The 23,475-nt window shown below is 35.1% G+C and carries 21 protein-coding genes, 2 tRNA genes and 1 riboswitch; of the genes, 6 read left to right on the top strand and 17 right to left on the bottom strand.

Features of this window, described 5'->3' with window-relative positions; genetic code table 11:
* Positions 1-23 precede the first annotated feature (23 nt).
* From mgtA to trpS, 5 genes are all read right to left on the bottom strand, one after another.
* Positions 24-2,699: a magnesium-translocating P-type ATPase gene (gene mgtA / locus R4Y45_RS02235; RefSeq protein ID WP_339968850.1), complete on the bottom strand. Its 2,676-nt coding sequence runs from the start codon at positions 2,697-2,699 to the stop codon at positions 24-26.
* 111 nt (positions 2,700-2,810) lie between these two features.
* Positions 2,811-2,977, bottom strand: a riboswitch (M-box (ykoK) riboswitch).
* A 111-nt stretch (positions 2,978-3,088) separates the two neighbouring features.
* A complete protein-coding gene (locus R4Y45_RS02230) occupies positions 3,089-3,916 on the bottom strand; it encodes a TPM domain-containing protein (RefSeq protein WP_339968847.1) in 828 nt (275 codons plus the stop codon).
* A 4-nt stretch (positions 3,917-3,920) separates the two neighbouring features.
* Positions 3,921-4,565, bottom strand: coding sequence for a LemA family protein (locus R4Y45_RS02225; protein ID WP_339968845.1), 645 nt, complete (start codon positions 4,563-4,565; stop codon positions 3,921-3,923).
* An 85-nt stretch (positions 4,566-4,650) separates the two neighbouring features.
* Positions 4,651-5,817, bottom strand: coding sequence for an aminotransferase class I/II-fold pyridoxal phosphate-dependent enzyme (locus R4Y45_RS02220; RefSeq protein ID WP_339968843.1), 1,167 nt, complete (start codon positions 5,815-5,817; stop codon positions 4,651-4,653).
* A gap of 124 nt (positions 5,818-5,941) precedes the next feature.
* Positions 5,942-6,961: a tryptophan--tRNA ligase gene (trpS, locus tag R4Y45_RS02215; protein WP_339968841.1), complete on the bottom strand. Its 1,020-nt coding sequence runs from the start codon at positions 6,959-6,961 to the stop codon at positions 5,942-5,944.
* A gap of 407 nt (positions 6,962-7,368) precedes the next feature.
* On the opposite strand from trpS, the gene helD reads away from it, so the two are divergent.
* On the top strand, positions 7,369-9,261 hold the full coding sequence (gene helD, locus R4Y45_RS02210; RefSeq protein ID WP_339968839.1) for an RNA polymerase recycling motor HelD: 1,893 nt from the start codon (positions 7,369-7,371) through the stop codon (positions 9,259-9,261).
* 17 nt (positions 9,262-9,278) lie between these two features.
* Positions 9,279-9,635, top strand: coding sequence for an ATP-binding domain-containing protein (locus R4Y45_RS02205; RefSeq protein ID WP_339968837.1), 357 nt, complete (start codon positions 9,279-9,281; stop codon positions 9,633-9,635).
* A 23-nt stretch (positions 9,636-9,658) separates the two neighbouring features.
* On the opposite strand, the gene R4Y45_RS02200 is transcribed toward R4Y45_RS02205, so the two are convergent.
* From R4Y45_RS02200 to R4Y45_RS02180, 5 genes are all read right to left on the bottom strand, one after another.
* Positions 9,659-10,321, bottom strand: coding sequence for a CPBP family glutamic-type intramembrane protease (locus R4Y45_RS02200; protein WP_339968835.1), 663 nt, complete (start codon positions 10,319-10,321; stop codon positions 9,659-9,661).
* Positions 10,322-10,407: 86 nt separating this feature from the next.
* Positions 10,408-10,932, bottom strand: a complete 525-nt coding sequence (locus R4Y45_RS02195; RefSeq protein ID WP_339968833.1) for a hypothetical protein — start codon at positions 10,930-10,932, stop codon at positions 10,408-10,410.
* Positions 10,933-10,999: 67 nt separating this feature from the next.
* On the bottom strand, positions 11,000-12,352 hold the full coding sequence (locus R4Y45_RS02190) for a glycoside hydrolase family 32 protein (RefSeq protein ID WP_339968831.1): 1,353 nt from the start codon (positions 12,350-12,352) through the stop codon (positions 11,000-11,002).
* A 107-nt stretch (positions 12,353-12,459) separates the two neighbouring features.
* Positions 12,460-12,532, bottom strand: a tRNA-Thr gene (locus R4Y45_RS02185).
* A 59-nt stretch (positions 12,533-12,591) separates the two neighbouring features.
* Positions 12,592-12,663 (bottom strand) — tRNA-Gly (locus tag R4Y45_RS02180).
* A 125-nt stretch (positions 12,664-12,788) separates the two neighbouring features.
* On the opposite strand from R4Y45_RS02180, the gene R4Y45_RS02175 reads away from it, so the two are divergent.
* The 3 genes from R4Y45_RS02175 (at position 12,789) to R4Y45_RS02165 (ending at position 15,924) form a co-directional block, all read left to right on the top strand.
* A complete protein-coding gene (locus tag R4Y45_RS02175; protein ID WP_339968829.1) occupies positions 12,789-13,448 on the top strand; it encodes a metal-dependent transcriptional regulator in 660 nt (219 codons plus the stop codon).
* Positions 13,449-13,571: 123 nt separating this feature from the next.
* Complete coding sequence (locus R4Y45_RS02170; RefSeq protein ID WP_339968827.1) at positions 13,572-15,074, top strand: phytoene desaturase family protein; 1,503 nt, start codon at positions 13,572-13,574, stop codon at positions 15,072-15,074.
* On the top strand, positions 15,067-15,924 hold the full coding sequence (locus tag R4Y45_RS02165) for a phytoene/squalene synthase family protein (RefSeq protein ID WP_339968825.1): 858 nt from the start codon (positions 15,067-15,069) through the stop codon (positions 15,922-15,924). The genes R4Y45_RS02170 and R4Y45_RS02165 overlap by 8 nt, the downstream gene beginning before the upstream one ends.
* 32 nt (positions 15,925-15,956) lie before the next feature.
* On the opposite strand, the gene R4Y45_RS02160 is transcribed toward R4Y45_RS02165, so the two are convergent.
* The 3 genes from R4Y45_RS02160 to tyrS all read right to left on the bottom strand — a co-directional run bounded on the left by R4Y45_RS02160 (position 15,957) and on the right by tyrS (position 18,971).
* Positions 15,957-16,784 (bottom strand): DUF975 family protein, encoded by an 828-nt coding sequence (locus R4Y45_RS02160; protein WP_339968823.1) that lies wholly within the window; start codon positions 16,782-16,784, stop codon positions 15,957-15,959.
* 77 nt (positions 16,785-16,861) lie between these two features.
* Positions 16,862-17,695, bottom strand: coding sequence for a DUF975 family protein (locus R4Y45_RS02155; protein ID WP_339968821.1), 834 nt, complete (start codon positions 17,693-17,695; stop codon positions 16,862-16,864).
* Between the two features lie 13 nt (positions 17,696-17,708).
* Positions 17,709-18,971 carry a tyrosine--tRNA ligase gene (tyrS, locus tag R4Y45_RS02150; protein ID WP_339968819.1) on the bottom strand — a complete coding sequence of 421 codons (1,263 nt, stop codon included), beginning with the start codon at positions 18,969-18,971 and terminating at the stop codon, positions 17,709-17,711.
* Positions 18,972-19,336: 365 nt separating this feature from the next.
* On the opposite strand from tyrS, the gene R4Y45_RS02145 reads away from it, so the two are divergent.
* Complete coding sequence (locus tag R4Y45_RS02145) at positions 19,337-20,266, top strand: glycosyltransferase family 2 protein (protein ID WP_339968817.1); 930 nt, start codon at positions 19,337-19,339, stop codon at positions 20,264-20,266.
* A gap of 14 nt (positions 20,267-20,280) precedes the next feature.
* Here R4Y45_RS02145 and R4Y45_RS02140 read toward each other — a convergent pair whose 3' ends face one another.
* From R4Y45_RS02140 to udk, 4 genes are all read right to left on the bottom strand, one after another.
* A complete protein-coding gene (locus tag R4Y45_RS02140) occupies positions 20,281-20,946 on the bottom strand; it encodes a glycerol-3-phosphate acyltransferase (protein ID WP_339968815.1) in 666 nt (221 codons plus the stop codon).
* A gap of 30 nt (positions 20,947-20,976) precedes the next feature.
* Positions 20,977-22,053 carry an LCP family glycopolymer transferase gene (locus R4Y45_RS02135; protein WP_339968813.1) on the bottom strand — a complete coding sequence of 359 codons (1,077 nt, stop codon included), beginning with the start codon at positions 22,051-22,053 and terminating at the stop codon, positions 20,977-20,979.
* Positions 22,054-22,185: 132 nt separating this feature from the next.
* Positions 22,186-22,794, bottom strand: coding sequence for a pyroglutamyl-peptidase I (gene pcp / locus R4Y45_RS02130; RefSeq protein ID WP_339968811.1), 609 nt, complete (start codon positions 22,792-22,794; stop codon positions 22,186-22,188).
* 8 nt (positions 22,795-22,802) lie between these two features.
* Positions 22,803-23,438 carry a uridine kinase gene (gene udk / locus R4Y45_RS02125; protein WP_339968808.1) on the bottom strand — a complete coding sequence of 212 codons (636 nt, stop codon included), beginning with the start codon at positions 23,436-23,438 and terminating at the stop codon, positions 22,803-22,805.
* Positions 23,439-23,475 lie beyond the last annotated feature (37 nt).

Here is a 23,475-nt window from a genome sequence, read left to right as displayed (position 1 = left end):
TTGGCGAAATTCGCCAATCTTTTTTAAATCAATTCATCTTCATGTTGTAAGTAACGTTTTTTCACAATTGTCACTAAAACAAAGTAAAGTACCAACATCACTATTACAAAGAGCAAGTAACTAATAGGTAGCAATTCAAAACCTAAATCTTTTCCGAAATCTAGATAAGGAATCACTGTCCCAATAATTCCTGCACCAATTGTTGAAACCATTAGTGGAAATGAGGCTTTCGTTTGAATGAATGGAATGCGTTTATCACGAAGAGCATGAATAACCATTTCTTGTGTCCAAAGTGATTCAATAAACCACCCGGTGTTAAACATCATCATAAATTGGAGTTGTTGTGCTTGATTCAAATCAAAATAAGTATGACCTAGCATAGCAGGTCCTAAAATAAAGAATAAAAATGCAAAGGTTAAAATATCAAACACTGAACTGGTTGGACCAAAGTAAAACATGAACTTTTTAAGTCCCTTAGTTGACCAGTGACGTGGTGTTTCTAAATATTTTTCACTCATCACATCAAATGGAATAGCTAAACACGAGATATCGTAAATCATATTCAATAACAATAATTGTAAGGGTTGCATAGGCAAGAATGGTAAGAATAGACTGGCAAAAACCACTGAAAAAATATTCCCAAAGTTTGAGCTTGAAGTCATCTTAATATACTTCATCGTATTACCAAAGACCTTACGTCCTAAGCGAACTCCCGTATCTAGCACTTTTAAATCTTTTTTAAGTAGAATAACATCAGCTGATTCTTTGGCAATATCAACTGCCGTATCAACAGAAATCCCGACATCCGCTTCTTTCATCGCAGGAGCATCGTTAATCCCATCTCCCATAAAAGCAACTGTGTGCCCATTAGCCCGAAGTTGGCGAATAATCATACTTTTGTGTGCGGGGGTTAACTTAACAAAAATATTGTGAGCTTCAACAATTTGAGCTAGTTCTTCTGTCGACTTATCTTCCAATTCTTGACCTGAGTAAATTTTATCGACATTTAAGCCCACTTGTTTGGCAACAGCTCGTGTAATTAATTCGTTATCTCCTGTCAAAATCTTAACATCAATACCATCAACCTTAAGTTGTTCCAGTGCTTGTTTAGTGGATTCTTTAGGAGGATCTAAGAACGACAAGTTACCTAAAATAATCAAGTCACGTTCATCAGCTACTGTAAAAGCACCTGCTGGTCGTGGATTTTTTTGATAAGCTAATAAAATTACCCGAAGGCCATCTTCATTTAATGATTCAATTTGTTTTAAAATTTTATCACGCATGGTGTCATCAAGCTCTTTAACTTCGCCATCAAGTTCATAGTAACGACTAACTTGCAACATTTCTTCAGCTGCACCTTTTGTGACTAACAAACGTTCATCTTCACCATTTTCAACCACAACACTCATTCGACGACGTTTGAAATCAAAGGGAATTTCATCAATTTTGCGGTAATCTGATTTTATTTTATCGGTATCTAATTCTTTACCAGCTTCTGAAATAATAGCTTTGTCCATCAAGTTTTTTAAGCCTGTTTGATAATAACTATTTAAATAAGCATAGGTTAACACTTTAGGTTGTTCAGTGTGATTTAAATCATAGTGATACTCTAAAACTACTTTATCTTGCGTTAATGTTCCCGTTTTATCCGTTGTCAAAACCGTAGCAGAGCCTAAGTTTTGAATCGCATCGATGTTCTTCATGATAGTCCCATGTTTTGACATCTCAACTGAACCCTTAACTAGATTGGAGGTCACAATAACAGGTAACATTTCAGGTGTTAACCCAACAGCGGTTGCAATCGCAAAAATTAAAGCATCTAGCCAGTTTCCCTTCAACAAGCCATTAATCAAAAAAACGAGTGGTGCAACAACCAACATAAATCTGATTAATAACCATGAAGTTGATTGAATGCCTTTATCAAAGGCCGTAACTTGTTTTGTTTTGGTGGATAACTCACCGGCGATTTGACCAAAAACAGTTTTTGACCCAACACCCACAACAACGCCAATAGCACTTCCACTGACAATATTAGTTCCTGAGTAAACCATGTTTTGATAACTCAAATAATCATCATTATCTTTTGGCTTAGCTGTTGCTATCTTTTCAACGGGAGCAGATTCGCCATTCAGTGAACTCGTACTAGCAAATAGATCTTTAGTTTGTAACAAACGCATATCTGCTGGTACCATATCTCCGGCTGACAGCGAAATAATATCACCTACAACAACTTTTTCAGTTGCAATTTCAAATGACTTTCCCTGACGAATCACATTAGTTGTGACTTGAATCATCTTCATTAGGCTATCTACAGCATTACTGGACCGGCGACTTTGGAAAAAACTCATCGACCCACTAATAATCACCATTAATAACATGATTACTGTAGTCGCAACTGATCGGTCTTGTGGTGCAGAAAAGACCCAATCCGTCATAAACGATGCTAAAGCTAATACAACTAACACCACCGTAAAAGGCGTTACAAATGCTTCAATAAATTGTTTAAGCTTTGTATCACCATTACCATGGGAGACTTTATTCTCACCGTACTGTGCTTGATGATTAGCCACTTGCTCCTCAGATAATCCTGAAGAACTCGTGTGCAAGGCACTTAGGACTTCTTCGTTACTTTGGTGTGCATACAATTTGATTTTTTCAATCTGTTGTTGCATGACACCATTTCTCTTTTTTTCTAACATGTTTGTCAACTTCCTTTCAAAAACAAAAGGCAAGTACTCAGCTATTTAAGAAAACCCTTATCGTTTGCCATGATACAAAGTGAAATAAGGGGGTAAAATGTGACACATTGTACATTGAACACTCGCTCAGTTTTAACACTATATGGCGTTTTGCAAAACCTGCATAGCTATCTGGAAAAAGCCTTACTCCGACTGTTTCTGTTTGACCCATTGGCATCTGTCGATGTTCTGGGCAATAGCGTATATCCATATAGGAGCCTCACCTAACTGTTCAGTTATAAATTAGTTACGCTTGTGTAACTTACGTTCAATATATAGCGACACCCAGACGAAGTCAACTATTATTCCTTTATTTGACCAAATAAAAAACACCCATCTTAGATGAGTGTTTAAATATCGGCACCGCCGCCTCCTGATGAGCCACCGCCACCAGAGAAACCACCACCACCAGAAAATCCACCGCCAGATGAATTTCCAGATGATCCGCCAAGTAGCATCCCTAATAAGAAGCCAGTTCCACCGGAACCGCCTCTACCAGAGCCACCACCACGAGAAATAAAAATAATGATAATAATGATAATAACAATAACTGAAAATAAACTTGGACCTGAATTATCTGAACTTTCTTTTTCAGATTTTTCACGGTATTGATTAACCTTATTTTGAACGCCACTGTCTTGTAATGAGGTCAACTGGTACTCTTGATCAATTGCCACACTAACTGCACTAAAGACGTTATTCAACCCTTGATCAACCAACGCTTTATCTTTTGACTTGAGTTTATCTCGTTCGTTTAGCAAAATTTGCTTACTCAAAGCATCCGGCAAAGCTCCTTCAAGCCCATAACCTACTTCAATTCGGACATTTTGACTGCCCTCGTTGTAACCAAACAGGATTAAAATACCATTATTATTGCTACGATCACCTAAACGCCACTTTTGAAATAAGTCAGTTGCATAAGTCTTTAAATCACCTTCAGTGGAATTAACAACAGCAACCGCCACTTGTGGTTTTTCTTTACTTCTTGCATAAAGTTGATTTTGATCTTCAATATTTTGTTTAGTCTTGTCTGATAGAATATTTAATTCATCATAATACGGTGTATTGGGGATATTAATCATCGCATCCACAGTCGTTGTTTGCTGATTACTACCTAAAATAATCGCGATTAAGGCCACCAATAATACGCTTAAAAGACTAAAATTAAGTCGTCTCAATTAGCTAGATAACTCTCATTGACTGTGGAAGAATCAAAGCTGCTGAAGATGACGAACTACCTGTTGTGTTACCAAAATCAACTGTTGGAGCAGTTTTAGCTTCATCTGCTGCTTTAAAGTATGGTTTTGAACCTAGTCCCATCATATTAGCAACGATATTTCTAGGGAAACCAACAACCGTTTTGTTATAGGTTGAAACTTGATCGTTGTAACGTTTACGTTCGGTTGCAATGCGATTTTCTGTTCCTTCAAGTTGGGTCATTAAAGTTTGGACATTGGTATTTGATCCTAAGGTTGGATAATTTTCACCAATCACATTAATCAAAGTACCTACTGATTGATCCAATTGAGTATTTGCATCCATTTTTTCTTGAGTTGATTTTGCATTACCATAGCTAGTACGTGCTTTTGCAATATCACCAAATACTTTTTGTTCTTGTCCCATACTTCCTTTTACAGAATTCACTAAGTTAGGGATTAAATCGTAACGACGTTGCATTTGGTTTTCAACTTGTGCCCATTGAGCGTCAACATCTTGACTACTTTTAGCTAGGCTGTTGTATGTTGAAATAAAGAAAATTGCAATCACAACGACTACGGCCAAAATACCCCATACCCATGGACTAACACGACGTTTGTTTTGATTCATAATAGATTAAACTCCATTCCTTCAAAAATAAATTAATAAACTATAGTACTTAATTATACGGCAGTCTAACCGTCATGCAATTAGTTTAACTTAATTTAGCTAAATATTTAGAAACACGTGAAACGGCTTCTTCTAACTGTGACAAACTGGCAGCATAACTAATTCTAACGTAATTATCATGGCCAAAGAAAGCTTCTCCAGGTGAAAAAGCAACTTTAGCCTGATAAGCTAAGTCTAGCGCAAAGGCATACCCATTTTGATTCACTTGCTTTGGCAGTTTAGCAAAGAGATAAAAAGCACCTGTTGGCAGTTTAATTTCAAAGCCCAAATCAGTTAATGCCTGAATTAAATAATCTCGACGTTTGACGTACGCTTTTTTCATATCTTGAGCATCAAATTCGCCAGCTTCTAGGGCTTCAATTGCTGTAATTTGAATAAAAGTTGGCGCAGTTACCACTGATAATTTGTGCACCAAACTAATTTTTTTCATGATTTCTTTTGGTGCGGCAACCATTCCAACACGCCAACCTGTCATCGCATGTGATTTGGATAGTCCATTAATCAAAATGGTTTGTTCTTTTAGTAGCTCGCCCATTGAAACATGATCAATACCATAAGTTAATTCGCTGTAAATTTCATCACTGATTACAAACAGTTCATGCTTTTTAAAGACTTGAACTAATGCGTTTAGCTCTTCTCTAGAATAAGTAACACCTGTGGGGTTGCTAGGATAGTTCAAAATAATCGCTTTAACTTTTCCATTGGATGCTTCAATCATTTGGTCAAGTTTTTCAGGTTTTAAGATAAAGTCATCTTCTGTCGTATCTAGAAATTTAACAATACCGCCATTTGCCTCAATAATTGGCGCATATTGAGGAAAAATAGGAGTCGGCACAATAACTTCATCGCCTTCATTTAAGATAGCCGTTAAACTATCGTAAATTGCTTCACTAGCTCCCACTGTTACTAAAATTTCATCTTCAGCATTATAATGTGCATCGTAATGCTTAGCTAAAAAGTTCGCCATGGCTTGTCTTAATTTGGGATTGCCTTGCGGTGTCGTATAGTGCGATTCATTGGCTTTAATCGCTTGCATAGCCACTTCTTTAATATGCTTTGGCGTATTAAAATCAGGTTCTCCTACAGTTAGACGAATAACATCTTCAATTTGTGCAACTTCAGCATTGTAGTTCATCATTACTGAGGGTTTCACGTGGTCTAATTGACGACTCATATTATGTTCTAAATTCATTACATTATGTCCTTTCAAAACGAATTATAACTGATAATACCCAAAAAGGAGCATCAACACCTTTAGTATAACAAAGATATGATACCCCTTTTTAGCATTATTTTTTAAAATAGTCTATCTCATATTAAGAAAAATAGTTAAATCCAATTGCTTCTCTGACTTCTTTAGCTGTTTGTTCAGCAATCGCATTTGCTTTTTTAGAACCTGCTTCAAGCATATCGTAAACAGCTTGTTTGTCTTTAGCAAATTCAGCACGACGTTCACGAATTGGCGCAAGTTCTTTTTCTAAAACTTCATTTAGATAACGTTTGATTTTAACATCACCTAAACCACCTTTTTGGTAATCAGCTTTTAGTTGAGCGACTTTTTCTTTATCTGGATCAAAAATGTCTAAATATGTGAAGACCATGTTACCTTCAACATGACCTGGATCTTCAACACGTACGTGAGTTGGGTCTGTGTACATTGACATCACTTTTTTAGTCAACTCTTCTTTTGAATCAGATAAGTAAATAGCATTACCTAATGACTTACTCATTTTAGCATTACCATCAAGACCTGGCAGACGACCTTGGCCTTTTGGAGGTAAAACTGCTTCTGGTTCAACTAACGTATCAACACCATAAGTATGGTTAAATGTACGAACGATTTCACGTGTTTGTTCAAGCATTGGCGCTTGGTCATCACCAACTGGCACTGTTGTCGCTTTAAAAGCTGTAATGTCAGCAGCTTGTGAAACCGGATAAATCAAAAACCCCGCAGGTAAACTGTCGCCAAATCCTTTTTGTTTGATTTCAGCTTTTACTGTTGGGTTACGCTCTAAACGTGCAACTGAAACTAAGTCCAAATAATAAGCTGTCAGTTCATGTAGCGCTGGGATTTGTGATTGCACAAAAATTGTTGATTTTTCTGGATCTAATCCAACAGCTAAATAATCCAAGGCAACTTCAATCAAGCTGTCTTTAATTTTTTGTGGATTACGGGCATTGTCAGTTAAAGCTTGAGTATCGGCAATCATAATGTAGGGATCGTATTGCCCACTGTTTTGCATTCTCACACGATTTTTAAAAGAACCGATGTAATGGCCTAAATGCATTTTACCTGTTGGACGATCTCCAGTTAATAAAACTTCTTTTTTAGTCATAAAATTTCCTCCTGATAATAAAAAAACCGTTATATATTAACAATTAATATATAACGGGACGAATTTGTTACGCGGTGCCACCAGTTTTTTAAAGTTACACTCTGCAACTTTACACTCTCGTTGTTTATAGGCAACGACACTTTTCTAGCACATCCGTCTAGTCCATTCACATCATCTATTTTGCAGTCTTTCACTTCCACTGCTCGCTTTGAAAAAAGTCAATGATGCTACTACTCTAAACACTAGAAACTAATTTATTAAGTTGCTAATATTGTAGCCACTTCTTTTTCATTTGTCAAAAAGCTTTTGCAAAAATTTAAAAAAGTTACGGTTTATTTAATTGTTAAATGGGTCTACAATGTTATAGTCATTTTATTTGTACAAGTTTTTAAGAAATGGGTGATTTTTTGACACAAAATAACGAAAAACAACAAGAACAACAACGTGTTGACTTCGTCATTGATGAAGTGAATACACAACTTAAAGATACAAAAGAACAACTGGATATTGCCTTTAAAGAACGTCGAAAAGTCGAATCTTCTTACGGTGATACAGCTAAAGTTAATACAATTGAAGTCGATGACCAAATGGAAACCAATGCGGCCATTCAACAGCAAAAACAACTTGTCGCTTTAACCGTTGAAAGTGAATCAATTCTTGAAAATAAAGAAAACAGTTTGAATTTACTCAAAAACACGCCTTATTTTGGTCGCATCGATATCGATGAGGATGGTGAAAAAGAGTCACTTTATATTGGAACATCATCTTTGATTGATGACGATGGCGAGTTTCTCGTTTATGATTGGCGAGCACCAATTTCGTCACTTTATTACAACGGAACCTTAGGTAAAGCCAGTTATCAAACGCCAACTGGACACTTAGCTGATGTTGAGTTGTTGAAAAAACGCCAATTCAAAATTGAAAACGGTCTAATCACCAAAATGTTCGATACCAATGAAACAGTTGGTGATGAAATGTTGCAAGATGTTTTAAATGAAAACAGTGATACACACCTTAAAAACATTGTTGCCTCAGTCCAGCATCAACAAAACAAAATCATCCGAGACACTTCTTCTGATGTACTTGTCGTACAAGGTGTTGCCGGTAGTGGTAAAACTTCGGCTATTCTACAACGAATTGCTTATTTACTCTATCACTCACGAAGTGAAATCAATGCTGATCAGATTATTTTATTTTCACCTAATCATCTATTTAGTCATTATATCTCTGAGGTATTGCCTAGTTTAGGTGAAAAGAATATGCGTCAAGTGACATTAGCTGACTTTTTGATGAGACGACATGAAGGTTTTCGGATTGAATCTCTATTTGATCGTTTTGAGCGTGATCAAAATAAATTCCCAGAAGCAGCGCAAACTATTCGCCAGTTTAAAGAAAGTCTCGCTCTTTATGAAGCTCTTCAAGACTATCTTAAACGCACACCTAGTGACACTTTAGCCTTTAATGATTTAACTTTAAATGGTGAAGTTGTCATTAGCCAAGATGAAATTCTAAAAATTTATCAAAAAACGCCTCAAAAACTTGTCTTAAGTGAACGCTTTAGACAAACTAAAAATCAACTAATTGCACTTCTTAAAAAACGTGTCGTAAGCCATGCTGAAAGCCGCGATGTTGAAGAACAGGTCGAAAACTTATCAGATGCTGATTTTCACTATTATCACGAAAATTTTGTTAATCATGATGAAACGATTGATGAAGAACGTGATATTTTAAACTATCAGTTAGCCAAAGAAGACTATCAACCCTTATACGATGCCATTTATAATGATTTATTCATTGATAATTATCAAACTTACTTGCAGTTCTTAAAGCAAGTTAATCTCCCTAACGTCTCAAAAGATACTTTTGAAGAAATGATTCGATCAGTTGATCAAGATATTGAAAACCACTTTTTAAGAGTCGACGATGCCATTGCGATTTTATATTTACGTGATTTGTTGACTGGTTCTGGTCAAAACTTTGCCATTAAGCATTTATTTGTTGACGAAATGCAAGACTACTCGCCGTTATTTATGGCTTATATCCGCCATTGTTTCCCTAAAGCTAAACTAACGCTTTTAGGTGATTACAAGCAAAATATTTTTAGTTCCTACGATACAGAAAATAGTACCTATGACCAAATTCCAAATATTTTTCAAAATGAATCTAAAACATATATTGAATTGAATACGAGTTATCGTTGTTCTAAACAAATTACTGAGTTTGCCAAAGAATTACTTGATAAAAATGATCACATTGATTCTTTTAGTCGCCAAGGGCCCAACCCAAAACGCACTTTTTAACTCAAAGTGCTCATGATATGACACAATATGTCGACTTAATTAATCAACAACTTGAGACTTATCCAATGGTTGCCATTATTACCAAAACCCAAAAACAAGCAGAAGCACTTTACCATCGACTTAAAGCACGTATTACTGTCAACTTACTGACTCAAGACAGTCGAAGCCTTAAAAAAGGATTGTGTATCTTACCAATTTACCTTGCTAAAGGATTGGAATTTGATAGTGTGATTGTGGATAATGTTTCAAAAGAAAACTATCCACAATCAGGTGATCGTGAAATTTTATATACGATTGCTAGTCGTGCTATGCATGAACTAAACTTAGTCGTTCCAACACAGTTACCCACATTTTTAAACAAACAAAAAGCTTAGCAAAAATTGCTAAGCTTTTTTAGTTAGAATAAAATAATGGTCATAATTGCATTCACTGCAAGTAAGTAAACCGAAATACTCATCCGATAAGTTCTAAGATAAACAAACGCAATCACAATTCCAATCAGCCATTGCAAAGCAAATAACGCAAATGATTGTGAGAAGTTTAGGACAGAAAAAATAAGTCCTGATAAAACGAGTCCTAAAACAGTATCGATTAACGTATTGCGTTTAAAAAAGTAATTAAAGAAAAAGCCATTAATTAGAAATCCTTGTAAAATTGACATTAAAAAGCCTTTAATCACAATACTAGACCAAAATAAAGTAGTCGTTGCATTTGCTAAGTAAAAACTTTGAGGTGCCGTTAAAGCCAGGTGACCCCCATACTGTTGAAACGAGATATAAAGCCGAATCAACGCAATGATAGCCGTCGCAATAACAATTAATTTAAGATGAGCAGACCAAGAATCATACTCTCGCTTAAAAAAACGGCGTTCTTCTAGTACAAACTGTCTAAAGTAAAAATATCCCACTAATCCAAATACTACAATCAAACCGATTGTCCAAAATAAGTGATTCGTCACGTGTTCAATTGCTTGAGATTGAACAAATAAATAGATGAAATAGGCAATTAAATAAATAAAATAACGTGTTAAATTTCCGATTCTTGATTTTGGGGTGTTCATTTTTAGCAACCTTTCGAAAAAAACTACCGCTATTATATCAAAATTTCATCTTCTACCCTATAAAAAAAAGCTAGAAAGTCTAGCTTTTAACCAGCTGCATAGCCAGTATCGATATTTTGGTTTTCGATTGGGTCATAGTAGTAAAGGTGACCATTAGCACGCATTTGGTATTTTCCAACAACTGGTGCTGTATTTGGATCAGCGCCATTAGCTTTCATATTAGCTGATTGGTGGTTTTCAAGTACCTGATAAGTTGTCACTTCGTTGGCACTTGCTGTAGGTTGGTAAATGTAATCATCGATTGTGTAGTTTGCTTGTGCAATGTGACGATTCTTCATATCTTGTAAAATTAAGTTATAAATTTGTTTGTCAATTTCTTTTAAACTAGAGCTTGATGCTTGTGTTTGTTTTTCTGATTGACTTGATTGGCTTTCACTACTTGAACTTGACGAAGTTGAAGATTGTGAACTTTGTTCACTACTTTGTGAGCTTGATGTTTGTTGTGATGATGTTGAAGCAGAATCAGATCCTGAGTTGTTTCCTGAACATCCTGTCAGTAACAAAGCAACTAGGGTTAAAAATCCTGCAACTTTAATATTTCTTTTTAGCATAAAATAGCCTCCTATAAGGTAAATTGTGAGTCAATCTCTTATGAAATGCAACTCTATTTAGAAAATCCTAAGAATTAAGGTAGTTATAATAAGCAACCTCGAAATCGCCTTTTGCTACCGTTATTATATCACTTTGTTGTCCAAAATAGTGTCCTGACATCACGTATTCACCGTTATTGATAAAAATTTCAACTGTTGAATAATCTAAATAAATATCAATATGATTAATTTCTTTAACCTGTAAGCGTCTTACTTCATTTTTGGTCGCTTCAGTCCACCCTAGTCGGCCTAACGTCAACACGCCATCTTCATATGAAAGATTTAAGTGATCAAACATAGACAAGTTAAATTCAGAGTGTGGCTCAAAAGATAACTTAATCGCTTTTGAATTCACTTGTTGTGTTTTTGAAAAAATCGCTTGTTTTTCAAATTGATTATCTAAAGCTTTAATAGGAGTTTGATATAAGTGCTGACTTTTTAGAGTTAGTCGTCTTGGCATCGTTAAGTTGTGCACCCAATTATCTTTAATTGACGGAATTTGTTGTTCTTTTTCAGTTGGCATCATTCCCATCCAACCATATTGAATGACTTCATGGTTATGAGTAAAACTTTGAGGTGCATAATATTCAAATCCATAATCAAGTTCTTCAAATTCAGACTTAACCTCAAATTTTGCTGTCTCATAGTTAAAGCGACCCACAAAATACCCACTATGATAATTATTTTGGAAACGATAACGCTCATTTGCAATTCCTTGTGGTGAAAAGACTAAAACATCTTGTTCATCAAATGGAATCAAATCTGGACATTCATACATAAATCCTAGATTTTCATGGTTGGCTTCAAAAATAGAGCCTGTGAAGTCCCAATTTAATAAATCATCGGATTGATAGTGAATAATATCGCCTTGCACAGTTTCTTCAAGTTGAGCCCCAATCACCATATGCCACTTGTGGTCTTTTCCTAACCACACTTTTGGATCTCTGACGTGGAAAATGTGATAGCCTTTTGGGTTTTCAAATAAAGGCCCTTGTTTTTCAAAATGGCGCCCATCTTTTGAAGTAGCTAAACATTGGTATGCCTCTAGTTCTTCCCCATTTTCAATAATCACACCTGTATAGAACAAATAAAGTTGATTATTGTGTACAACAGCCGAACCCGAAAAAATTCCGCCACTATCATAATTATTGTTTCCAGTACGCAAAGCCACTTCTTGTCGTTCAAAGTGAACTAAGTCTTTAGAGGTTGCATGTCCCCATGCTTTAACTGAATGATCTGTTTTTTCTTCATTCAACTGATAAAAAACATGATATTCCCCATTGAAATAGCAAAGACCGTTAGGATCATTTAATAGGCCTTGTTTTGGATAAATATGATACCTTAAATAATTCTGATGCGTTTCATTCTCAAATAAATTCAAAATGACTGCCTCCAATCGTTTAGTCGTAATCACTTATATTTTACCTGAATCCCCTAGATATGCAAAATAAAAAAGGCCATCTCCAAAACGAAGATGACCTTTAATGAAGCCACTTGCCGGATTCGAACCGGCGACCCCCACCTTACCATGGTGATGCTCTACCTGCTGAGCTAAAGTGGCAAAAGACTACACCAAATAATATACACAATCATACCAATGATTGTCAACAGATTTTCTTAAGCGGTCAACGGAGCTCGAATCCGCAACCTTCTGCTTGGGAAGCAGATGCTCTACCATTGAGCTATGGCCGCATATCAATTACTATTCTCTTTATACGCTTTTTTTGGTACAATTTCAACTTGTAACACCTCAACATTTAAGGTTAATGAATTAATTTAATTTCTGTTATACTAGGGTCAAAGGATTGGTGAAAAACATGAACTTATCAGCCAACAAAGAAAATTATTTGAAAACGATTTTTGATTTAAGCTACGATAGAAAAAAAATAACAAACAAAAATATTGCCGATGTCTTACAAGTCAGCGCACCTTCGGTGACCGAAATGATGCGCTCACTTCAAAATGATGGACTGGTTACACATACACCTTATAACCAGATTGCTTTAACTGAGACCGGTCAAAAATTAGCCACAAAAATGGTGCGCCGCCACCGAATTTGGGAGTCTTTTTTAAATCAAAAACTCGGTTATGGGATAGAAGAATTGCATGATGCAGCCGATATTTTAGAACATGCCACAGATGATTTATTGATTTCACGACTAAATCAATTTTTAGGCGAGCCAGAACGTTGTCCCCATGGGGGAATTATTCCTGATAATTCACCTGTAGCTTTTGATGAAGACGAAAAGATTTTACGTGAAATCGAAGAAAATACCACGGTCACAATTACTCGAGTAATTGATAACCACGACTTTTTGATGTACTTTGATAGCCTTAACCTAAAAATTGGTGATAAACTAACTATTCTAGGACACCAGCCATTTGATGGTACAATTAATGTTAGCGATACTCATGGCCGATTTTTAAATATTAGTCCGAAATCAGCTGACTATATTTTTGTCAAAATTAATGATTAATACTGATTAAAGCATAATTCTAAAGATTTAGGTTATGCTTTTTAATCGCTTTTTTTTGGCATTTTTAACTAAATTATTTATAATTAACACAATCTATTCTACTTCAGTTATAGGAGGACTTTTATGAAAAAAGTGATTATTGTAGGTAGTGGTATTGGTGGATTATCCGCTGCTATCTATTTACAAAATGCAGGTTATCAAGTAGAAATTTACGAAAAAAATAATCAAATTGGCGGCAAAATGGGGCGTTTTGAAAAAGATGGTTTTAAATTTGATGTCGGCCCAACTATTGTCATGATGCCACACATTTATCAGCAAGTATTTCATGATACTGGTGTTAACCCTGATGATTATTTCACGATGTCACGTCTTGAACCCTTTATGGATGTTTTTGTTAATGACCATGACAAAACATACCTCACATCTGATTTAACTAAACTAGCATCCCAATATGAAAGTGTTTCACCTAGTGAATTTTCCGGTTTTTTAAGTTATCTTAATGATATTTACAAACGTTATTTAGTCGCTAAAGATCACTTTATTCAACGTTCATTCCGCAAACCGATTGATTTTTGGAATCCAAAAACGCTTTACAATGCTTTAAAACTCAAAACTTTCGGTTCTTCTTACGGCTCATTAAAAAAATATCTTAAAAATGAAGACTTGGTCAAACTAATGGCCTTTCAAACTTTATATATTGGGGTCTCACCTTACAATGGCCCTTCTATCTATAATATTATTCCAATGATAGAGCTCATTTATGGTGTCTGGTTTATTGATGGCGGAATGTATCAATATGCACGAGCACTTGAAAAACGCTTCACTGAATTAGGTGGAAGAATTCATCTCAATACTAAAGTTGATCAAGTCACTTTCAATGGCAAAACAGCTTCAGGTATTAAGATTGCGGGCAAACAAATTCCCGCTGACGGTGTCGTTGTGAATGCCGATTTCCCTTATGCCATGAATCACTTGATTCAAGATTCAACCCTTAAAAAGCGTAAGTATCAACAAGAAAAAATCGACAAACTTGAATACGGAACCTCTTGTTTCTTATTATACCTCGGTACTGATAAGCGTTATAATCAAAATCTCAATCTCCACAACCTTAAAATGGCTAATGATTTCACCAAAAACATTAAAGAATTAGAACAATCTGGCTTACCAACTGACCCTTCTTATTACTTATATATGCCTTCTAAATTAGACCGTAGTTTTACACCAGATGATAAGGGTGAATCGATTTATATTTTGGTACCCGTTCCTAACCTTAAGCTCTTTGATAGTTGGAATAATGAGACCATTGCAAAATTTAGAGAACAAATTCTAAATAAAGTCTCAGAATTACCTGGAATGGCCGATTTACAATCTCATATTGTGAGTGAAACTATTTATACCCCTGATGATTTTAAAACTAAATTTAATGCGGCTAACGGTGCCACTTTTGGTTTAAAACCCACACTACTTCAAAGTAATTACTTTAGACCTCACAATAAGTACCCCTATGCCGAACACTTGTATTTTGCAGGATCTAGCGTTCATCCAGGAGCTGGTGTGCCTATCGTCATTACAAGTGGTCAATTAGCCGCAAATGAACTGAAGAAAGATATCGAACCTCATGACTAAAGATTTGCACACCCTTTTTAAAGATAATCAAAAACAATTTAAGAACTCAATCAAAATGACCAAAAAGCACTCTTCTTCGTTCTATTTTGCATTCAAACCGTTAACACTCGCAAAACGGAACAGCATCTATGCGCTGTATCATTTTCTACGTTTGTTAGATGATAGTGTTGATAATCATGAAGCTCATCAGTTCAAACAATTGCAACTCGAGTGGGATAAATTTAAAACAAACCAATTATCCACAGAAAAAGAACCCTGGCCTGCTCTTGAATTGGTTTTCCACAACTTTGACATCGATTATCACTGGGTAGACGATATGATAGGTGGTCAAAATAAAGACTATCTAAACACACCGATTCTAACCGAAAAAGACTTAGATGATTATTGTTATGACGTTGCTGGAACAGTTGGGTTAATGCTAATGCCAATTTTGAATGATAATCAACCATTTAATCATCAAGCTGCTATTAACGTAGGTAAAGCGATGCAGTTAACTAATATTCTGCGAGACATTAAAGAAGATGCGTTAGATGGTAAAGTTTACTTGCCTCAGACCTTGTTAAAAAAATATCATATTCAATTAAGTGACCTAACAAAAGACATCGCTTCTACTAACTTAGTCAACTTAATTAAAGCAAAAACCGATGAAGCTTTAAACTACTATCAACAAGTAGACCTGCTCCTTCCCACAATCTCTGATCCAAAAAGTCGGCTATCGTTAAAACTTGCGGTGGAAGTTTATAAAGGCATTTTGCTCGAGATTATCAAAAAAGATTATCAAGTACTTCAATCAAGAATCTATGTATCAGATACTAAAAAAGCACTATTACTAACACAATTATCAAAATAAAAAAAACTTACTCTTAAAAAGAGTAAGTTTTTTTATTTGTTAAGTAAGTCTTCATAAAACGCGGCATAGCTCATTTCAATATATGCATTTGACCACAGTAAGCCAGAAATACCTAAAGTTAAGATATTTAAAATAGACCATAAAATAAACGATGCTTGTAACATCAAATATTGTTTCAAATTGTACTTTTGTGTCATCAATTTGAAACTTATTGTAAAAGCGGAGACAAAACTAGTCTCTTTTTGATAACCGTCTAGCAATAAGTAGGTCATTTGACTAGTGAAGTTACGGCATATTATAACAACTAAAACAAAGACAATCGTTAACAGCAGCAATATTATACTTGAAATAATTGCAATAATTGTATTATCAATCATCATGATGGGTAAAATAAGAAATACAGCAATAAATGCATACACTATAGCCAGTAAAATTGTCACAACAGACATATAGATAGTATTAAGGATAATTAAAAATACGGCTGGAATCCATCTATTTTGACCGAAGATATAAAAGATATCTTTAATCCCTGAATGTTTTTCAGAATTTTGATTACGGTAACTGGTTAATAACACCATCCGTAAACTCATAGTCAATAATGTAAAAACCGTTGTTAAGATAAAGTTTGTTAGTGTATCACTATTAGATGACGTCTCAGCCCACTGCATGACGTTGCTAGTAGTTAAGGCATTTTGAGCTGCTAAATCTAAAACAGTCTGCAAGGCTCTAGCTATACTAACCACGATGCCACCTAGTTGAAAGACAATCAGTAAAGATGGCACCAAGGCTAAGGCTACATAATACCGCCAGTTTTCTTTGATTAGACGACTTGCTGCTTTTTTTATTTCAATGCGGTTCATAGTAATTGTTTCCTCCAGTTAATAAGTTTGATTATGTCATAATCCTTATCTTGATTCAAACAAAAAAGTATCGGTCATTAACCGATACTTTCTCTTTCTTTCATGTAATCATAGAATCCAACATATGTCATTCTCATATAAGCGTCTAGCCAAGCTAATCGCAAAATACCAAAACAACAGAAGTCTAAAATATTCCAACCAATAAATGACATATTAAGCCAGATATAGGTGGTTAAATTTTTAGAAATCATACTCAAACTTTTAGCTAAAGCTAGAGCAAAACTTGCTTTATTTTGGCTCATTAAGTCATAGTAAATCAAGTAAACCTGACTAATAAATAAATCAAGTAAGCTTTTAATTACCCAAAAAATAATTGCGCCCAAAAATGCTGCAAAAAAGTTTGTTGTTGAATCTAAACTATTAAATAAGGCGATAAATAGTGTCATCCAAGTAGCTATTAATCCTGCAATTCCTGCTGTTATCATTTTAGTAATCAAAACTAAAATACTTAAGATCGTATAGGGAAAAAAACGATTATGACTAAACAACGCAAAACTATCTTTAATCCCTGAAGCCTTATCACTAACCGTTTCTTTTCGATACCATTCTAAAAACTTGATATCCATTCCGCGATTGAGCCAACTTACGAAAATCAGTCCTGGAGACCCAAAAAACAAAAAGCCAACAAAATAATTGAAAATACTAGGTGTAGTTAGACTATTGCCAACATAGTAATAAGCTGTACTTGCTTGAACAATTTGAAAAAATGTTGTCATTAAAATAATAGTTGAAACAAAGCGAATAATAATAAACCCAATGTTAGCTAAGGCGGTTAGACTAATATAGTAGGGTTGTTGTTTAGCCAAAAGCTGTTTGGCTTTAGCCTTAATCATATAATAGTGATTATCCATAAAATCTTCCTTATTATTGAACGTGAACGAGTGTGTATTTTTTCTTACCTTTACGTACAATAACAAATTTTCCATCAAAATGCGATGTTGGGTCAACTTCAAAATCAAGGTCTTGTTGACGTTCACCATTGATGTAAATTGCACCATTCTTCACATCTTCACGTGCTTGACGACGTGAAGGTTCAATTTTTGTATCTTCAACTAAGAAGTCTAAAATATTACGTTTTTCTTTTGAAACTGTTGCTTCAGGCATATTTTTGAATCCTTGTTCAATTTCTGAAACAGATAATTCTTGAATGTTACCTGAAAATAGTGCTTGTGAAATATTTTCAGCTTCTTTTACAGCTTCTTCACTGTGGACAAACGCTGTTACTTCTTGAGCTAAACGACGTTGTGCTTCACGTTTTTCTGGAGCTGTTTTAATTTTTTCTGCTAATTCATCAATTTCTTCATGACTTAAGAAAGTGAAGTATTTCAAGTATTTCACAACGTCACGATCATCTTGATTTAACCAGAATTGGTAGAATTCGTAAGGTGTTGTTTTTTCAGGGTCTAACCAAACCGCACCACCAGCTGTTTTACCAAATTTAGTTCCATCAGCTTTTAGCATCAACGGAATAGTTAATCCGTAAGCTTCAGCTTCGCTACCTTCAACACGACGAATCAAATCAGTACCGCTCGTAATGTTACCCCATTGATCTGCACCACCAATTTGAAGTTGCACATTATGATCTTGGTAAAGTTTTAAGAAATCAATAGATTGTAAAATTTGGTAAGTAAACTCAGTATATGAAATTCCAACTTCTAAACGACTAGCCACAACTTCTTTGTTCAACATCGTTTTAACATTAAATAATTTACCATAATCTCTTAAAAATCCTAGCAATGAGATTTCTGATAGCCAGTCATAGTTATTCACGATTTGGAAGTTTTCAGTTCCAAATAAATCAACCATTTGTTGAGTTAATGCTTGTTCATTATGTTTAACTTGTTCTTGTGTTTGTAGTTGACGTTCTGAATTACGACCTGATGGATCACCGATTGAACCAGTTCCCCCACCAATTAAAATAACAGGTTTGTGGCCAGCTTCTTGAAAGCGTTTTAAAATCATAAATGGAATTAAGTGACCAATATGAAGTGAATCCCCTGTTGGATCAACCCCACAGTAAACTTTAATTTTCTTTTCTTCGGTTAGTTTTGCAAGACCTTCTTCATCAGTTTGTTGATTAACGGCGCCACGCCATTCTAAGTCTTCGATAATATTAAAGTTTGTCATAAGTTGAACTTCCTCCTAATTTTTTGTATAAAAAAAGCCCCTAGCTAAAAAGCTAGGGACGATAATTAACAGTTTAATCGTGGTACCACCCAAAATTCAGAGCATACAAAATGCTCCCTCTTAAGATTGATAACGGAAATCACCCGAAGTTATTAGTCATTAGCGGGTATTTCGTCAAGTCTTAGCCTGCCCGGTTTCCACCAACCACCGGTTCTCTGTAACGCTGAGCTAAGTTGCTACTTATTGCTATGAATAACTTATATACAGAATAGCCAAGGTTTTAAATTTTGTCAAGATTAAAAATTTTCGGTAAGAATTCAATCTAATTTATGATATTATTAAAATTGCAAAAAGGAGATATTAAAATGAATGAGAAATTATCACTTATCTTGCCCTGTTACAATGAGCAAGAAAATGTCCCTCTGATTTACGATGCATTGAGTCAATTACTTGAAACGTTACCATATGATTATGAATTGCTTTATATTAATGATGGTTCAAGCGATAAAACTCAACAAGAAATAGAAAAAGTTTACCAAAAAGATCCTGAACACGTTCACTTTGTTAACTTTTCTCGTAACTTTGGTAAAGAATCAGCTATCTATGCCGGCCTTCAAAACGCTAGTGGTGATTATGTTGGATTAATGGATGTGGACTTTCAAGATCCTCCCGAAATGATTCCAACAATGATGAAAGCCATTAAAGAAGAGGGCTATGACATGGTTGGTGCACGTCGAACATCACGTGACGGGGAGCCTAAAATTCGCAGTTTCTTTGCACGACTATTCTACAAAATTATCAATAAAATTTCAGAAACGGAAATTGTTGATGGCGCACGTGATTTTAGAATTATGACTAGACAAATGGTCGATGCACTACTTGAACTAAGCGAATACAATCGTTTTTCTAAGGGGATGTTTAGCTGGGTTGGCTTCAAAACAAAATATCTACCTTACAAAAACAGAGATCGTATGGCAGGAACAACAAGTTGGTCATTTAGTCAACTTTTAAAATACTCAATGGATGGGATTATCTCATTTTCTGAGTTCCCACTGACACTTTTAAGTTGGATTGGTGGCCTGTCATTTATTGCTTCAAGTATTGCGTTACTTGTGATTATTTTCAGGGCTGTATTTTTCGGCAACCCAACATCAGGATGGCCTTCAATGATTGTGGTACTGCTATTGATTGGTAGTATCCTAACCCTATCATTAGGTATTATTGGTAAGTATGTAGGCAAAATCTTTTTAGAAGTCAAGAATCGACCTATTTATATTATTAAAGAAAAAAAATAAGCGTAGGATTACGCTTATTTTTTTTGATATTTTTGTTTAAGTGATTTTAAAACGTCAACTTCTTTAGCTCTGCCGTGAATGATATCTTGAATATCTGACCAAAAGCGGTTATACATCAAGGCTGCTAGAATAGCCATTAAGATAAATGCCTCGAAGTTATGATTAACAATAAATGCAATAATAGCGATTGCAGTAATCGCAAACAATGGCGGAATGGTCAAATTCTTAGTAACAATCATGATCACTAAAGCCACAAGTAAAACAGGAATTGCAACTTGCCAGTTGTATAAAATCGCCACAATTCCTGTTACAGCTACGCCTTTTCCACCCTTAAAATTTTGCCAAAATGGAAAATTATGTGCCACAACTAATCCAATACCAGCATATAAAGTCGTTAGCAATTGTGGTATTTCTGGGAAAAGATACCAAGATAAAACAATCGCAATCACTGTCTTTAAAACATCTCCCAGTGATACCAAAAATCCAGCTTGTTTTCCAAGAACAGCTCCAACATTTGCTGTTCCGGCATTTTTAGAACCAAATTCAGTTGGCTTTTTATCGGTGTATAGCTTTGAAACAAAAAATGCTGTAACAAAATTGCCAAATACAAATCCAATAAATAAAATCGTTAACTTTAAATCCATGTGACTAAACATCGTAATCCCCTTAATATTTTTCATTCTTAAAACAAAAAAGCAGGAAAAAACCTGCTAATTTGCCCCATTCCAAAGTACATTGTCGTTATTTTTAGAATAAAGGTAGTAAGTCTGATCAGTTGTATAATCCTCAAATGAGAAAGTCGTATTCAACTGATTTTGTCGTGTTTCATTATTTTCAATTCGTTCTGTAGGTAAACTTAACTCTTGTCTTAGTTTATCAGAAACTCTTTGCAATTCATCTGTAGACATCACTTGATATGAAGCACCACCAATGTAGGCGTTCATTCCGTGTAGATAATCAGATTCTATTTGGCTTGCCGAAGAACGATAATGCATAAAAATGGAAACCATGTCATCAAAAGTGATATTTGTTCGAATATTTTGCGAAACTGAATTCAAAATTGATTGAAAGTTTTGCAGTGAATTAAATGAAATTGCATTTTTTAAAATAGCTTCAATCACTTGTCTTTGACGCTTTTGTCGACCATAATCACCTTCAGGATCTTCATATCTCATTCGAGAGTAATCAAGTGCGCCATGTCCAGTCAAATGCATTTTACCTTTTTTAAAGTTTGTCCAACCATAACTAAAATCAAATGGCACCTCAACATCAACACCCCCAACAGCATCAATCACTTGTTCAAGTCCACCCATGTTAATTGTCATATAGTAGTTAAGTGGAATATTCAGCAACTCTGATGCACTTGAAAGTGCCATATCAGCACCACCTATATTATAGGCTGCATTGATTTTTTGAATATTGAAATTCTTACTTGAAACCATCTCTGCCATTGTATCCCTTGGAATACTTGTTAAAGTGGTTTTTTGTGTTTTAGGATTAACCGTGGCAACCATGATTGTATCACTATTCCCATTTAGCTCCTCACGACCTTCAGCACCGGTGTCTGTTCCTAATAACAATACTGAGAAGGACTTCTCACCATTAAAAGCATCTGTTGTTGGTGGGTTTTGAATGTCTTTACTAGTCGGTTGATAAGATTGATTAATCGCTGACTTGGACTGTGCATACAGATACCACGCATACACTCCTGAAGACACAATCGCTAACGCAAAAATAGCCAAAATAAAACGACGAATACGTTTATTGCGACGCTTTTTTTGATTCATTCTCCGTATGTGATTCGATTGTGAGCGCGTTAAGAACTCATTATTATGGTCATTCATAAGGGCAAAAACCTCAAATCTTTTTGAAAATAATATAACATAGTAAGAAAATAAGTAAAATCCTATCGACTTATTTTAACCTTTTATTATAGTCTTAATAGCTGATTCAATTGCTTTGGTCATTAAATCAATTGATAATGATGGTAAATTTTGGCCACTTTGAACCACTTCTTCAGGTAAATAAGGCAAGTGAATAAACCCTGACTGGATTGGCTTTGAGTGTTGCTTTGACCAGTAAAGGCCCTCATACATGATATGATTACAAACATATGTCCCTGCCGTATTTGAAATACTGGCGGGAATATTAATTTTTTGGATTGCTTTAACAATATCTGTAATCGGTAATGTAGAAAAGTACCCATCATCACCGTCTAATCGAATACAGTCTTGATGAGGCATCTGATTATCGTTGTCTGGCAACTTAGCATCATCAACATTAACTGCAATTCGTTCTACGGTAATTTGCGAACGACCACCCGCTTCACCCATTGAAATAATAACGTCGGGTTGATAAGCATCTAAAAAAGTCACTAACTTTTCAGTAGATTTCTTAAAGACCGTTGGCAAAACCAACTTTTCGATTTGACTGTTTTCAATTTGTGAAGGCAACTGATCCAACACTTCAGCTGAGGCATTAATTGTATTTTGACCAAAAGGTTCAAAGGCTGTTACCAAAATTTTCATAGATTATCCTATAGCTTTCCTTCGCGAGATAAAATACTGCGAACTTTCGTTTTAATTAAATCAATGGCAACAAAGTTTTCGCCACCTTCTGGCACAATTAAGTCTGAGTAACGCTTAGTTGGTTCAATAAACTGATGATACATTGGCTTAACTGCTGTTAGGTATTGGTCAATAACTGAATCAAGTGTTCGGCCACGTTCTTGCATATCACGTTTGATTCGACGAATAATACGGATATCATCATCTGTATCTACATAAATCTTAATATCCATCAAATCACGCAATCTTGGATCATCTAAAATCAAAATACCTTCTAATATAATTACTTCCTTTGGTTCTTGCAGAATTGTTTCTTCACTTCGTGTGTGAGAAACATAATCATAAACTGGTTTTTCAACTGATTCATAGTTCATTAATCGTTTTAGATGATCAATCAATAAATCAGTGTCAAAGGCTAAAGGATGGTCATAGTTAATATTCATACGCTCTTCAAAAGGCATGTGGCCTTGATCTTTATAATAAGAATCCTGTTCTAACATTGTAATCGCATGATCTGAAAAACTATCATAAATCGCACGACTAACGCTTGTTTTACCGCTACCTGATCCACCGGTAACACCAATAAGTATGGGCTTTTTCTTCATTTCGACAACCTTCTCAATTTAATTTCGTTTATAACAT

It is taken from the genome of Holzapfeliella saturejae (assembly GCF_037546065.1).
Classification (GTDB): domain Bacteria; phylum Bacillota; class Bacilli; order Lactobacillales; family Lactobacillaceae; genus Holzapfeliella; species Holzapfeliella saturejae.
This window is presented reverse-complemented; position numbering and strand designations above follow the sequence as displayed.

Coding starts and splice junctions, on each gene's coding strand:
- R4Y45_RS02225 (WP_339968845.1), bottom strand. CDS start 4,565: ATGAATCAAAACAAACGTCGTGTTAGTCCATGGGTATGGGGTATTTTG.
- R4Y45_RS02205 (WP_339968837.1), top strand. CDS start 9,279: ATGACACAATATGTCGACTTAATTAATCAACAACTTGAGACTTATCCA.
- trpS (WP_339968841.1), bottom strand. CDS start 6,961: ATGACTAAAAAAGAAGTTTTATTAACTGGAGATCGTCCAACAGGTAAA.
- R4Y45_RS02140 (WP_339968815.1), bottom strand. CDS start 20,946: ATGAAAAATATTAAGGGGATTACGATGTTTAGTCACATGGATTTAAAG.
- R4Y45_RS02165 (WP_339968825.1), top strand. CDS start 15,067: ATGACTAAAGATTTGCACACCCTTTTTAAAGATAATCAAAAACAATTT.
- pcp (WP_339968811.1), bottom strand. CDS start 22,794: ATGAAAATTTTGGTAACAGCCTTTGAACCTTTTGGTCAAAATACAATT.
- R4Y45_RS02200 (WP_339968835.1), bottom strand. CDS start 10,321: ATGAACACCCCAAAATCAAGAATCGGAAATTTAACACGTTATTTTATT.
- tyrS (WP_339968819.1), bottom strand. CDS start 18,971: ATGACAAACTTTAATATTATCGAAGACTTAGAATGGCGTGGCGCCGTT.
- R4Y45_RS02195 (WP_339968833.1), bottom strand. CDS start 10,932: ATGCTAAAAAGAAATATTAAAGTTGCAGGATTTTTAACCCTAGTTGCT.
- R4Y45_RS02135 (WP_339968813.1), bottom strand. CDS start 22,053: ATGAATCAAAAAAAGCGTCGCAATAAACGTATTCGTCGTTTTATTTTG.
- R4Y45_RS02220 (WP_339968843.1), bottom strand. CDS start 5,817: ATGAATTTAGAACATAATATGAGTCGTCAATTAGACCACGTGAAACCC.
- R4Y45_RS02170 (WP_339968827.1), top strand. CDS start 13,572: ATGAAAAAAGTGATTATTGTAGGTAGTGGTATTGGTGGATTATCCGCT.
- mgtA (WP_339968850.1), bottom strand. CDS start 2,699: ATGTTAGAAAAAAAGAGAAATGGTGTCATGCAACAACAGATTGAAAAA.
- R4Y45_RS02145 (WP_339968817.1), top strand. CDS start 19,337: ATGAATGAGAAATTATCACTTATCTTGCCCTGTTACAATGAGCAAGAA.
- R4Y45_RS02155 (WP_339968821.1), bottom strand. CDS start 17,695: ATGGATAATCACTATTATATGATTAAGGCTAAAGCCAAACAGCTTTTG.
- udk (WP_339968808.1), bottom strand. CDS start 23,438: ATGAAGAAAAAGCCCATACTTATTGGTGTTACCGGTGGATCAGGTAGC.
- R4Y45_RS02160 (WP_339968823.1), bottom strand. CDS start 16,784: ATGAACCGCATTGAAATAAAAAAAGCAGCAAGTCGTCTAATCAAAGAA.
- R4Y45_RS02175 (WP_339968829.1), top strand. CDS start 12,789: ATGAACTTATCAGCCAACAAAGAAAATTATTTGAAAACGATTTTTGAT.